This window comes from Vibrio sp. 10N.286.49.C3 (assembly GCF_041469545.1).
GTDB classification, from domain to species: domain Bacteria; phylum Pseudomonadota; class Gammaproteobacteria; order Enterobacterales; family Vibrionaceae; genus Vibrio; species Vibrio tasmaniensis_A.
The window spans coordinates 62,502-75,106 of record NZ_JBFRKT010000001.1 but is presented as its reverse complement, the minus strand read 5'-3'; the positions used below and the strand labels follow the sequence as shown (position 1 = coordinate 75,106).

Genomic DNA, 12,605 nt, shown 5'->3' with positions numbered 1-12,605 from the left:
AATTACGCAACAAAGCCGAGTAGATATCGCAGATTTGAACTGTATTGGAGATGCTTTTGAAAAAGTCATTAATTGTACTGGCGTTAGTTACTACATCTTGTTTCGCTGTTGATGATGAAGACCCTTGTAACGTTGAAGGTGGAGGGGTTACTGCGGGTTATCTGTGTGTCGAAGAGAAAATGAAAGTAGCAAATATCGATCTCAATAAAACATATCAAGAAGCCATTATGCGAATAGTCGAGGAAGAAACCGAATTGCAAAAAATCGAGTTTCACATCGATCTAGAAGGACCTTTCCGAAGAGCTCAACAAGCTTGGTTGAAATACAGAGACGCAGATTGTGAATTTATAGGTCAAGCGTATACGCCTTCCGTTTGGGCCGGGGTTCAAATCGAAGAGTGTAAGCTAAGAATGATTTTAGAGCGTATCGAGTATTTTGAAGGTACCTATTCAGTTCCAGATTGAAGAAGCTTAAACTTGATTCTGGGTAATTAAGTTGGGGTTCATAGAAGCGATGTACCAAGAACCGAAAATAGAATTGGAATGTGAGAAAGAAAATTAAGTGTATGCAATTTCGAGTTATTTTATTGTTGTGCCTAGCGATAGTGGGGTGTTCATCTAATCAAGAGCTAACACCTGATCCGACAACTATCACGCTTTTTTATGGTGAGACGTCGATCTCGGCGGGTGTGTTAGAAGATAAAACATTTAATTCGGTTCTAGCCGATAGAAGAGAGAGTGTTACTCTCTCGGGCTCACTATCAAAGCAAAACTCAGGTTACTTAGTTGATATCTTAGTGATCAGAGAAAATAGAGCACCACGTTCAAAGCGCCAATTAAACACCTTACTTCTTATGAAGCCGGGAGAATTAGTGGATGTTGGCGGTGTGAACAATGATGTGTTCAGAGTCATTCTAGAGTAACAATCCCGAAGTAATCAATTAATGTGAAATTTTTCTTTACCTCAACCTAACTTCAAGTCTTAAGCTTCTCTTACCCAATAAGAAGGAGCTTATGATGCAAAATAACTACGTAAAAGAACTCGCCGTTAAAACTTACCAAGAAGAACTTCAGAAAGAGTACGTTAAATCTAAAGTTAGACCATTCCACGGCCCGAGTTTTATCGGCGGCGTACTGTTGTCAGTCGTGTTGGTTGGGCTGTTTTAGTCGATGAAGTACGGAATTCTTGCCCTTTTGTCAACTTGCGGCCCCTAGAGTCCTTAAGTCATAATCGTTTATGGTGAGGAGAGGTTTTTAAATTAACCATTGGGAGTATTTGTTATGGATGTATTTTTGCATTTACTTCAAACAAGTGATGCTAGGGCGCTCTTGGAATTTGAAGTAGGCAATAGAGATTGGTTCGAGATGTCTGTACCACCACGGGAAGAAAGTTTTTATTCACTTTCAGGTGTAGAGAAGCAGATTGCTAGTTTTTTAGCGGAATATGAAAGTGATGAGATGATTCCTATGTTGATAAAAGATGAACAAGGGATTATCTGCGGTAGGATTAATGTACGTGATATCGACCAGAACGCTGGAAGTGGGGAGCTAGGTTATCGAGTAGGTCGACCCTTTGCTTCAAAAGGCATTGCGTCTAACGCGGTGAGGAAGTTACTTATCTATTTGGCGGAGCACTCTTCCCTTAAATATGTAGATGCCTATGCGTTAGTGGGTAATGTTGGCTCCAACAAAATTTTATCTAAGGCCGGTTTTGGCTTAGTTGAGCGTGTAGAGAATTACGCGTTATTCAAAGGGCAAAATCAAGACGCTAATCATTATCGTAAGGTGCTAGCCTGAGTAGGTGAGTATCAGTGCCTTATTCATTAGAAGCTGGCAGCGTCCTTCTAGCCAGCTTATAGTTTTATGTTGCTTAAAGAAGATCTTTAGGTTTACGGCTATTTCAACATTTACAGTGACTTCTGAGGTTTGTTACGTTCGATTACGCTAATAGCGATAGTGCTGTTTAGCAGGTACTACGAGCTTTCTAATTTTTGTTTTCAATGTTAGGAATTTGGATTAGATTACGCTGATGTGCACCCTAATTATAAGAAGAGTATAACCTGTGAAAATTCATAGAATTAATCCGACCAAGCGTTGGTCTGATGTGACTGTGTTTAACGGTATTGCAAGCTTTGTTGAAGTACCAGAGACGGATACAACGGCAGGAATTAAGAATCAGGTTCAGCAAATCTTCGAACAAGCTGAAGAAATGATGAGTTTGGTAGACAGCGATAAATCTCGTGTATTGTCAGTGACTATTTACCTAACGGATTTCGCTAACTTTGATGCACTCAATGAAGTGTGGGAAGAGTGGTTCCCTGAAGGCTGCGCGCCAAGCCGTGCGTGCGTGAAAGCAGAACTCGCTAACCCTGAACTATTGGTTGAGATGTCATTCAGGGTTGCTGCTGGTGAAAAGTTTCAATAAGCCGAAATCTCGGTAGATACAAGCGCTAGTAGACATAACTATTAATAAAGTCGACAGCGAACAGATAAAAAAAGCCACTCAGGTGAATCACTTGAGTGGCTTTTTAGTGTTCTACGCTATCCGAAACTAAATCGGATTAGGTATTAAGCGAGACCTTGATCTCTTGCCATCTGCTTCGCGATCTTCGGTGCATGCCATAGACATGGCAGCAAGATAAACGAAACAGGAACGGCAGTGATCACAATGAACGACTGCAGAGCTGAGATGCCGCCAGAGCCCATTGAGATAAGCGCGATAGCCACTGCCCCCATAATGACGCCCCAGAACGTTCTAACTGCTGAGTTAGGTTCTGTAGTACCAGTCATTACTACACTGATGGTGTAGGTCATTGAGTCACCTGTGGTCACAATGAACGTGGTCGTCAGGATAAGGAACAGGATTGCAATCAGAGTCGGGAACGGTAGTTGCGAAGTAATAGCCAGTAGTACAGCTGGAAGGTTGAAACCTTCGAATGCGCTAGATATTACGCCTGGGTTCTCTAATTCAAACGCTAAGCCACTACCACCAACAATGCTGAACCAAAAACAAGTCACAAGCGGTGCAACGATGCTGATAGAAACGATCATTTGGCGAATAGTTCGGCCACGTGAGATACGAGCAATGAAGATCGCCATCATTGGGCCATAACCTAAGAACCAACCCCAGAAGAATACAGTCCAGCCACCTAGCCACGCAGTATCTTGGCGGTATAGCGCCATTGGGATAAAGTTGTCGACCATTTCACCGATGCCTTGTAGGTAACCATCAATGATAAAGCTGGTTGGGCCAACAAGGAGAATGTAAACGATTAGGCACACCGATAAGATGATGTTGTAACGGCTTACCAGTTGGATGCCTTTACTTAGACCACTTAATGCCGACAGCGTATACATTGCAATAGCGAATAGAATAACGACACTTTGGGTAGCAAAGCTGTCAGAAATTCCAAACAGCTCGCTCAACGCATAGCTGATCTGTAGGCCAAGGAAGCCGATAGGGCCGATTGTACCTGCGGCTACTGCCACAATGCTGCACGCATCAACGACGTTACCAATCCAACTGTTGATTGCCTTGTCGCCCAGTACTGGGTAAAGCAGGGTGCGTGGCTTAAGAGGAAGGCCTTTTTCGTAGTGCAAGTACATAAGCACAATCGAAGAGAGACCACCTAAGATAGCCCATGCAAGGAAACCCCAGTGCATGAAAGATTGTGATAGTGCATTGAATGCCATCGCTTGAGGGTCTGCGTTGCCATACAGCGGTGGAGCTGAAACAAAGTGAGCAATTGGCTCTGCAGCTGCCCAGAACACGCCACCACCCGCAAGGAGTGTACATAGGACGATAGACATCCATTTAAACGTAGTCATTTCTGGTAGGGCAAGCTTCCCTAAACGAACATGGCCTGTGCGACTTAGTGCAAGCACTAAACCGATAATGAAATTGAGTAGTAGTAGGACTTGCCAGAAAGCACCGAACCATTTAGTTGAGTAACTAAAGCCGATGTTGACAAGTTCGGACAATACGGAGGTGTTGGTGAAAGCAAGGATGACAAAGAGGGTCAGGAAACTGCCACTCAGCCAAAAGACTGGGTTTCCGAGTTCCAGTTTTTCACCCAAAGATTGAGCTCTATTGAAATCGATAGAAGTAGATTCTGCGTTGATGTTTTCGTTGGCGACTTGCGTCAAGTTGGACATTATTTCTTCGCTATATTTGGCTCTTTCAAGCCTATGTATTTCTCCCACATTCGGATAAAAATGTGAGGCTCGTCAAAAAAGCCGCTGATACTAACATATTTGTAATCAAAAAGTGGGCGATTTCATAAAATAATCCCAAATCGCCAACAAATCCCTACTTTTTGGTTAGTTTTGATACGAATTTTTCTCAAACTCAAATCACATTTCTGACTCTTGAGACATTATTTTTTTAGCTTTCCGAAATAAATTAATATTAGTTGTTGGTGCAAAATAAGTGTCGAATCATTGCATGCCATAAACAAATTAATGCGAGTCATTTTATAAATAGTAAATATTTTAGGTGTTTAATTGGCACTGTTACCTACAGTTGTTTTTCGAAGGAATTTAAGTGGCAAAAAAAGTGTCATTTACTTTAAATATCTTAAAACAACAACTTAAGGGACTGCTAACATGCACCTAAATCAAGGAAGAGTGGCCAAAAAGGTTTTTACACTCAGTACTCTCACTGCGTCATGCTTAATGGCTTTCAACAGCTATGCGGCTGTGGATTGCTCAACGTTAGAAGCGTGGGATCCTGCCACGGTTTACACAGGCGGCGATCAAGTTTCACATGACAGCAGCGCGTACTCAGCAAATTACTGGAATCAGAACAACAACCCAAGTCAATTTGAAGGTGACTACGCACAGTGGAAAAAGCTAGATGTGTGTAGCGGCAATGGAGGTGGAGGTACACCAAATGAAGCACCAACGGCTTCGTTAACGACTCCATCTGCCTCTGACATGTTCACTGAAGGCGATAACGTGGTGTTGAGTGCAACGGCGCTAGATTCCGACGGCAGTGTTACTTCGGTTGAATTCTTCATTGATGGAACTTCAGTCGCGGTTGTTACAGCAGCACCTTTCGAAGCGGTTTGGGCTGCAACGTCTGGTAGCCATCAGGTTTCGGTTGTTGCTACAGACAATCAAGGCGCGGCTAGCTTAGCAAGCGCGGTCTCTATTTCTGTCGATTCAGTTACACCTGGAAATGAAGCGCCGACAGTATCGGTTGCGCTTTCTGCATCTTCGGTTGATGTTGGTGGTGTGGTAACGCTTACCGCAACGGCAACAGACAGCGATGGTACGGTTGATAAGGTCGATTTTTATGTGGCAGGTTCTTTAGTCGGAACGGCTGCGACAAGCCCATACACGCTTAACTACACAACCACTCAAGCGGGTTCTTTAGCGGTTTACGCAAAAGCGACTGACAATCAAGGCGCAACGACAGATTCAGCGCTGGCTTCTTTGACGGTGAATGGCGTACCAACGGTGAGCACTTGTCGACCTGATGGCTTGTATCAAACTCAAGGTGTCGATGTTCCTTATTGTACGATTTACGATGATGAAGGCCGTGAGAAAATGGGCGCGGATCACCCACGTCGTGTCATTGGTTACTTCACCAGCTGGCGTGCAGGGGATGACCCACAAGCTGCTTACCTAGTAAATGACATTCCTTGGGAACAACTCACACACATTAACTACGCTTTCGTGAGCATCGGCTCAGATGGCAAAGTAAACGTGGGTGATGTGAACGATCCGAACAACGCAGCGGTTGGTAAAGAGTGGCCGGGCGTGGAAGTTGACCCAGCATTAGGCTTCAAAGGTCACTTCGGTGCATTAGCGACAGCGAAGAAAAAACACGATGTTAAGACTTTAATCTCAATCGGTGGTTGGGCGGAGACCGGTGGCCACTTCGCCACTGATGGTAGCCGAGTGGCTGATGGTGGTTTCTATACCATGACGACCAATGCTGACGGTTCTATTAACCATCAAGGTATCGAAACATTCGCAACTTCAGCGGTTGAAATGCTTCGTAAATACCAGTTCGATGGTCTAGATATCGATTACGAATACCCGACGTCAATGGCGGGCGCAGGCAATCCGTACGATAAAGACTTTATGGAACCACGTCGTCAATACCTATGGGCTTCTTACCAAGTGTTGATGAAAGTGTTGCGTGAGAAGCTTGATGCAGCCTCTGCGCAAGATGGCAATCACTACATGTTAACGATCGCGGCGCCTTCTTCGGGTTACCTACTGCGTGGTATGGAAACATTCGATGTAACCAAATATCTCGATTACGTAAATATCATGTCTTATGACCTTCACGGTGCGTGGAACGATCACGTAGGCCATAACGCTGCGTTGTTTGATACAGGTAAAGATTCAGAGTTAGCACAGTGGAACGTATACGGCACAGCGGCTTACGGCGGTATCGGTTACCTGAATACGGATTGGGCCTACCACTACTTCCGTGGTTCTATGCCAGCAGGTCGTATTAACATCGGTGTGCCTTACTACACACGTGGTTGGCAAGGTGTAACTGGTGGTGAGAATGGTCTTTGGGGCCGAGCAGCACTGCCAAACCAAGCTGAATGTTCAGCAGGTACTGGTGAAGGCGAGAAGAACAACTGTGGCCATGGCGCAATTGGTATCGATAACATGTGGCACGATACTGATCCGAAAGGCAACGAAATGGGTGCAGGTTCAAACCCAATGTGGCATGCGAAGAACTTAGAGAAAGGCATTTGGGGTTCTTATGCAGCAGCTTACAAGCTTGATCCTGTTAACGATCCTTCAGATGTTCTAATGGGGACTTACACGCGTAACTATGACAGCGTGGCTGTTGCTCCTTGGTTGTGGAACGCAGAGAAGGGCGTATTCCTTTCAACGGAAGATAAAGATTCTATCGATGTGAAAGCCGATTACGTTATCGACAAAGAAATCGGTGGCATCATGTTCTGGGAACTAGCAGGGGATTACAACTGTTACGTACTCGATGCGAACGGTAACCGAACTTCTATCGATACAACCGAACAGGCGTGTAATAGCGGAAACGGTGAGTTCCATATGGGTAACACTATGACGAAAGCTATCTACGATAAGTTTAAGTCAGCTACTCCATATGGAAACAAGGTTGCAACGGGTGCTATCCCAACGGAAGCATTAGATATTACTGTCTCTGTAGGTGGCTTCAAAGTCGGTGACCAAAACTATCCAATTAACCCTAAGATCACGTTTACAAACAATACAGGTCAAGCGCTTCCTGGTGGTACTGAGTTCCAGTTCGATATCCCAGTGTCTGCACCTGATAACGCAAAAGATCAATCGGGCGGTGGTTTGTCTGTGATTGCTTCTGGTCACACTCGTGCCAATAATATTGGTGGTCTAGATGGTCCGATGCACAGAGTAGCGTTTACGTTACCTGCATGGAAAGAGCTCCCTGCTGGTGGTGTGTATGAACTCGATATGGTTTATTACTTGCCAATTTCTGGCCCTGCAAACTATACAGTGAATGTGAATAGTGTCGATTATGCATTTAGCTTTGAGCAGCCGGATCTACCACTGGGTGATATCAGTACTGGTGGCGGTAATCCTGGTGATGGCGGTACCAACCCAGGTACATGCGATACTGCGGGTTTAGCTGTATATCCCGACTTACCTCAGAAAGATTGGGCGGGTAACCCAAGCCACGCAAACACGGGCGACCAAGTGGTTCATAACGGTAGTGTTTACCAAGCAAACTGGTGGACAAGTGCCGAGCCGGGTAGTGACGGCAGTTGGACCAAAGTGTGCTCTTAATTTAATGCTAAGCAATGTATTTATAGACAATAGAGCGTAGTAATAAGTAATAAATGCGAATGCTTTTAAGTCGATTTATCAGGACTTTAGTATAAATTAAGTTATCAATTTAAACGTAAAATCAAAACGCCGAACTGAATCCAGTTCGGCGTTTTTGCTATAAGTCACAGATTGCACATGAAGAGCGCCATTAATATCGACTATCGTTCAGTAAAATAGATAAATATGATATAAAACAATCTACTTATAAAAACAATAGCGTTACCTAAAATTTAAAAGCTATGAGGTAATTTTGAAAGTAAGACGTAAGTATATCCTCAACTTTTCCATCGTGTTGGCCCTCGTATCTTTGGTCCTCTCTGCTATTCAATTTAACCGAACCAAAGAATCACTTTTAGAGTCTAATCAATTCTTCTTCCGTACTATTGTAAACGCAAGCTACGACATCGTAGATACTACCGTTAACGAAGCTATTAAAACCTATCTCAAAGGTGTGACTGATACTGTCGCTTCTCACACACTAGGTGTCACTCCAGAACAAGAAGTAAAAGAAGTCATCCGAATTGCTAACGAATTGGTGATTGGAGAGTCAGGTTATATCTATTTGATGTCACCACAAGGTGTCCACCTGTATCATCCGTTTTTACAAGGGCAAAATCGCGCGCATTTAACCCATATTCAAACGCAACTGACCTCAAAGTCTGGAATGACTCAGTATTCTCATGCTAATCCACATGAAGTCGGCAAGCGTGCGAAGGTCGCGTATTCAGTGAGGCTACCGAGTGGTAATACATTGGTGGCGACCACTTATAAAGATGAACTCATGTACTTGGTTGATCTCGAAGCGCTTAAAGATAAACTAAGGAAGTATTCATATGGCGATAGCGGTTATGTATATATCGTTGATTTACAAGGCGAGCTAGTCCTCCGACCCAATTTTGAACACGAACACTTGAAAGCCTTAATTGGTTATTCATCAGAGTTGCTCATCGATAAGGTCGTTGCTGAGTCTGAAGGGCATTTTAGTTACTCAATTTCAGATGACAACGGTACGACAAACAAAAACATTTTCTATAAGTTCTACCCATATCTGAATTGGATCATTTCTGCTGGAGTTTTGGAGCAAGAGCTCAATAAGAACCACAGTTTATTGCTAGTAAGTTTGATGACCTTAATCATAAGTTTGCTTAGCATCATTGTTGTTCTGGTGCTTTACCTGCGGCACCGTCATTTAAAGATCTTAGATGTAGCTAACTTAGATTATCTTACGGGGTTGAGTAATCGGCGGGACTTTATTTCTCAGGTTAAGATGAGAATTTTAGAGTGTTCTCCTTATCCGTTAAAAGGTGTTGGTATCATTCTTCTAGATATTGACCATTTTAAATCGGTAAACGATCTACACGGGCATAATGAAGGCGATAGAGTGATCTGTGCCGTTGCAAAAGTATTGAAGCAATTTGCAAATGAAAATCGTCTAATTGCTCGCTATGGCGGTGAGGAATTTATCTTTGTGACTTTTGATTGCAATGAATATCAATTGTACGAGTTGTCGGAAGAGCTTAGGCGTAGCGTCGAAAAAATTGAGGGGTTAGTGTTACCTGTAACGGTCAGTGTTGGGTGTCGCTATGCAAATGCACTGTTCCACATAGAAGGCACGATAGACCAAGCTGACAAAGCACTTTATCAAGCGAAAAAGAATGGACACAATAACACACAGGTATACAGAGAGAGTCAATATCGTATTGTCTGTCATTGAAGTTTTCTAAAACTGATAAGCATGAAAAAGCCCAAATAGAACGTTCTATTTGGGCTTTTTTAGAATTGTTTGAAAGTGCTAGCCGTTAATTTAAGCTTTTGCTGCTTTCATCGCTTCATTTTTTTTTTCCTTTTGCATTTTTGCAAGGAAGTAGATGTTCACACAAGCGATGAAACCGTTGGTTGCAACCACTGGCCATGCATCAATCATAACGCCGTATGCTGTGAATAGAGTACAGCCAACAAAGTTAAGGACACGCAGACGCACGATATCTTTCATTGTTAATGAAATTGCGACCATAATAGATGCCGCGTAACCTAAAATTTCAACCATATTGAATTCCATTGTGTGACCCTCTTAAATTTGCCGATGCTTTATCGGTACCAATTCTTCTCTTCATGAGATGATTGAGGAAGCTCCGTGCCCCGAATGGTTTGGTTATGTTTAACTAAGTTTACTATACCGAGTCTATTTCTGTGGTTAAACCCCCAAAATGAGTAGAAGTGAAGGTTAGCGATTACGCAAACGTTTAATGATCTTTCTATTAATATAATTACTGTTTATGTTGAAGGTCAAATTGATAATTATTCTTGTATAGGAAAGGAAGCCGCGAATGATAAAACGATTCATATGTGCAACAAAAGGCGTAAATAAAGTCGCGTTGTTGGCTTTGATAGCGATTGGACTGACAGCGTGTACAACCAATGAAACGACTCCAACTCACAATTATGGCGTGGTGACCAGTGGTGACTTTGATTTCATGAAGCATGGGGTAGTCACGTACTCATGGCATCCCGAATCAGAGCAAGTGTACCTTTCTGAAAAATATGACAAGACGGTCGTCACTGATCTTGTACGCGAAGCGATTAAAGAACAACTTTCATTGAAAGGTTATCAGTTGAAATCCGGGGCTGGTGATGTCGTAGTGGGTTTTGGATTAGCTGAAGAATCTGAACTGAACGATGAATCGATCTTTGATGCGATTCAGCTATCTACAGGTGTGCCATTTTATAGTGATGATGGAAAGGTAAGCGAGAAAGGATCTTTGTATATTGCTTTTTTTGTTCCTAATTCGGAAGTTATACAGTGGCAAGCACTGGCGCAGTCTGGTATCCAACCTGATTTAGAGACGAGCGAAAGCAAACAGCGGGTTATGGGCTTTGTTGAAATGTTATTTAGACGTATGCCCGAGAGGTAAAGCGAAGTGTTGAATGCATTCATTGAGTCAATCGTTTTTGTGTAAAAAACGGACAGGTCGCAGATTATACTTTTTTATTTGTAACGAACCGTACAAATACGTAAAGCAACGTAAAGTTCGCGCTTCTTTTGCTAGCATTTGTCTATACTGAACAAAACGTTAACTTAGGTTTAATTCAATGAAACGGTTCTCAAAATACTCTCTCCCTCTATTAAGTATGTTCATTGTAAGTAACGCAGCGATCGTAGCAAATACTGCTGTCGCGGCACCTTCTATAGTACCAAGCCCACCTAGCCTAGGCGCAAAAGGGTATGTGTTAATTGATTTTAACTCTGGTGATGTGCTGGTAGAAAAAAACGCACACACTAAGTTGAACCCAGCGAGTTTAACCAAGCTTATGACCAGTTATGTGGCTGGACAAGAGATGAAACGAGGTAACATCTCTGCGGATGATCAGGTGCGAATTAGCGAAAACGCATGGGCGAAAAACTTCCCTGATTCTTCAAAAATGTTCATCGAAGTGAACACTGATGTCGCGATGATGGATCTTTACCGTGGCTTGATTATTCAATCAGGGAACGATGCGAGTGTTGCGATTGCAGAACATGTTGCTGGCTCACAAGATGCATTTGTTGACTTGATGAACTCTTGGGCAGCTTCGCTAAAACTGGAAAATACCCATTTTGCGAATGCACATGGTTTAGATGCGGACGATCTCTATTCAACGCCTTATGATATCGCTCTATTAGGCCGTGCGATTATTCGCGATTTACCGGATGTGTATGGTTTATACAGCGAACGCTCGTTTAGCTACAACAAGATTACACAACACAACCGCAATGGCTTATTACGTGATAGAAGCTTGACGGTCGATGGCATGAAAACAGGCTACACCTCTGGTGCCGGCTACAGTTTAGCGAGTTCGGCGACACAAGGTGAGATGAGACTTATTGCGGTTGTGATGGGCGCATCAAGCGTTAAGAGTCGTGAGTCAGACAGCAAACAATTGTTGAGCTATGGTTTTCGTTTCTTCGATACGCTAAACCCTCATCAAGGCGGTGACCAAGTCGCTGAAGAGAAGGTGTGGTTTGGTGCTCAAGATACGTTGAAGCTAGGCGTTGCAGAAGATACGTTTATTACGCTGCCTAAGTCAGACAGCAAAAAGTTAACGGCATCGATTGAACTAATATCTGAACTGAAAGCCCCGATTTCAGAAGGCCAAACCTTAGGCGTTGTTCATTACACCGTTGATGGTGAAGATGTTCAAACTCAACCTTTGATCGCGTTGGAAGCGGTAGAGCAGGCTGGCTTGTTCAAACGCTTGATGGACTACGTAAAGCTATTTTTCGCTAGTCTGTTCTAAATCGAGGCTAGTCTGTTGTAAAGCGAGATAGTGGCGACAAGTCGCGATGGAAAACCATAAATAGTATGGGCGTTGTGAGTAAATCACAGCGCCTATTTTTATTTCTACATCAATCAAAACACTGCGCCGCACTATCTTTATTAGCCGTAGCGGTCGGTTTCGATTACTATACGCAAAATTTAGCAGCGTAGTCACTTATGACGATTGAGATAAAGAACGTAACCGAACCCGAAGTAACATGTGCTAATTGTCAGGCATGCTGTTGCCGTTTAGAGGTTATGATCATCACAGATACAGGCGTACCTGAAGAGCATATCGCTTATGATGAATGGGGCGGCGAAACGATGTTGCGACTCGACGACGGTTGGTGTTCTGCTGTAGATAGAGAAACACTGATGTGTACTATTTACGAAAACCGACCTTGGATCTGTCGTGAATTCGAAATGGCCTCTTTTGAATGTGTTGATCAGCGCAAAGATGTAATGGGCTAAGTGTCTGCAACATTGACGTTAGTAA

At 43.2% G+C, this 12,605-nt stretch carries 12 protein-coding genes; 10 read left to right on the top strand and 2 right to left on the bottom strand.

What is annotated here, in order from left to right:
• Nucleotides 1-50 precede the first annotated feature (50 nt).
• The 5 genes from AB4180_RS00325 to AB4180_RS00305 all read left to right on the top strand — a co-directional run bounded on the left by AB4180_RS00325 (nucleotide 51) and on the right by AB4180_RS00305 (nucleotide 2,424).
• Complete coding sequence (locus tag AB4180_RS00325) at nucleotides 51-464, top strand: lysozyme inhibitor LprI family protein (protein WP_017102883.1); 414 nt, start codon at nucleotides 51-53, stop codon at nucleotides 462-464.
• Nucleotides 465-565: 101 nt separating this feature from the next.
• A complete protein-coding gene (locus AB4180_RS00320) occupies nucleotides 566-922 on the top strand; it encodes a hypothetical protein (RefSeq protein ID WP_017101361.1) in 357 nt (118 codons plus the stop codon).
• 94 nt (nucleotides 923-1,016) lie between these two features.
• The gene (locus AB4180_RS00315; RefSeq protein WP_198592264.1) at nucleotides 1,017-1,166 is read left to right on the top strand and encodes a hypothetical protein; all 150 of its coding nucleotides are present in this window, start codon (nucleotides 1,017-1,019) and stop codon (nucleotides 1,164-1,166) included.
• 114 nt (nucleotides 1,167-1,280) lie between these two features.
• Nucleotides 1,281-1,796, top strand: a complete 516-nt coding sequence (locus AB4180_RS00310; protein WP_102249982.1) for a GNAT family N-acetyltransferase — start codon at nucleotides 1,281-1,283, stop codon at nucleotides 1,794-1,796.
• Nucleotides 1,797-2,061: 265 nt separating this feature from the next.
• The gene (locus tag AB4180_RS00305; protein ID WP_102249983.1) at nucleotides 2,062-2,424 is read left to right on the top strand and encodes a RidA family protein; all 363 of its coding nucleotides are present in this window, start codon (nucleotides 2,062-2,064) and stop codon (nucleotides 2,422-2,424) included.
• Between the two features lie 143 nt (nucleotides 2,425-2,567).
• Here AB4180_RS00305 and AB4180_RS00300 read toward each other — a convergent pair whose 3' ends face one another.
• The gene (locus tag AB4180_RS00300) at nucleotides 2,568-4,154 is read right to left on the bottom strand and encodes a BCCT family transporter (RefSeq protein ID WP_009845503.1); all 1,587 of its coding nucleotides are present in this window, start codon (nucleotides 4,152-4,154) and stop codon (nucleotides 2,568-2,570) included.
• A 450-nt stretch (nucleotides 4,155-4,604) separates the two neighbouring features.
• Here AB4180_RS00300 and AB4180_RS00295 point away from each other — a divergent pair, with 450 nt between their 5' ends.
• Nucleotides 4,605-7,772 (top strand): chitinase C-terminal domain-containing protein, encoded by a 3,168-nt coding sequence (locus AB4180_RS00295; RefSeq protein ID WP_102249984.1) that lies wholly within the window; start codon nucleotides 4,605-4,607, stop codon nucleotides 7,770-7,772.
• Nucleotides 7,773-8,064: 292 nt separating this feature from the next.
• Entirely contained in the window at nucleotides 8,065-9,528 is a 1,464-nt protein-coding gene (locus AB4180_RS00290) for a sensor domain-containing diguanylate cyclase (RefSeq protein ID WP_102249985.1), read from the top strand.
• Between the two features lie 90 nt (nucleotides 9,529-9,618).
• Here AB4180_RS00290 and AB4180_RS00285 read toward each other — a convergent pair whose 3' ends face one another.
• Nucleotides 9,619-9,873, bottom strand: a complete 255-nt coding sequence (locus AB4180_RS00285; protein ID WP_009845500.1) for a YgjV family protein — start codon at nucleotides 9,871-9,873, stop codon at nucleotides 9,619-9,621.
• 268 nt (nucleotides 9,874-10,141) lie between these two features.
• On the opposite strand from AB4180_RS00285, the gene AB4180_RS00280 reads away from it, so the two are divergent.
• From AB4180_RS00280 to AB4180_RS00270, 3 genes are all read left to right on the top strand, one after another.
• Nucleotides 10,142-10,726 carry a DUF4136 domain-containing protein gene (locus AB4180_RS00280; RefSeq protein WP_102249986.1) on the top strand — a complete coding sequence of 195 codons (585 nt, stop codon included), beginning with the start codon at nucleotides 10,142-10,144 and terminating at the stop codon, nucleotides 10,724-10,726.
• A gap of 178 nt (nucleotides 10,727-10,904) precedes the next feature.
• Nucleotides 10,905-12,089, top strand: coding sequence for a D-alanyl-D-alanine carboxypeptidase family protein (locus AB4180_RS00275; RefSeq protein ID WP_017097507.1), 1,185 nt, complete (start codon nucleotides 10,905-10,907; stop codon nucleotides 12,087-12,089).
• A gap of 197 nt (nucleotides 12,090-12,286) precedes the next feature.
• Entirely contained in the window at nucleotides 12,287-12,580 is a 294-nt protein-coding gene (locus AB4180_RS00270; RefSeq protein WP_012600484.1) for a YkgJ family cysteine cluster protein, read from the top strand.
• The last annotated feature ends 25 nt before the right edge of the window (nucleotides 12,581-12,605 follow it).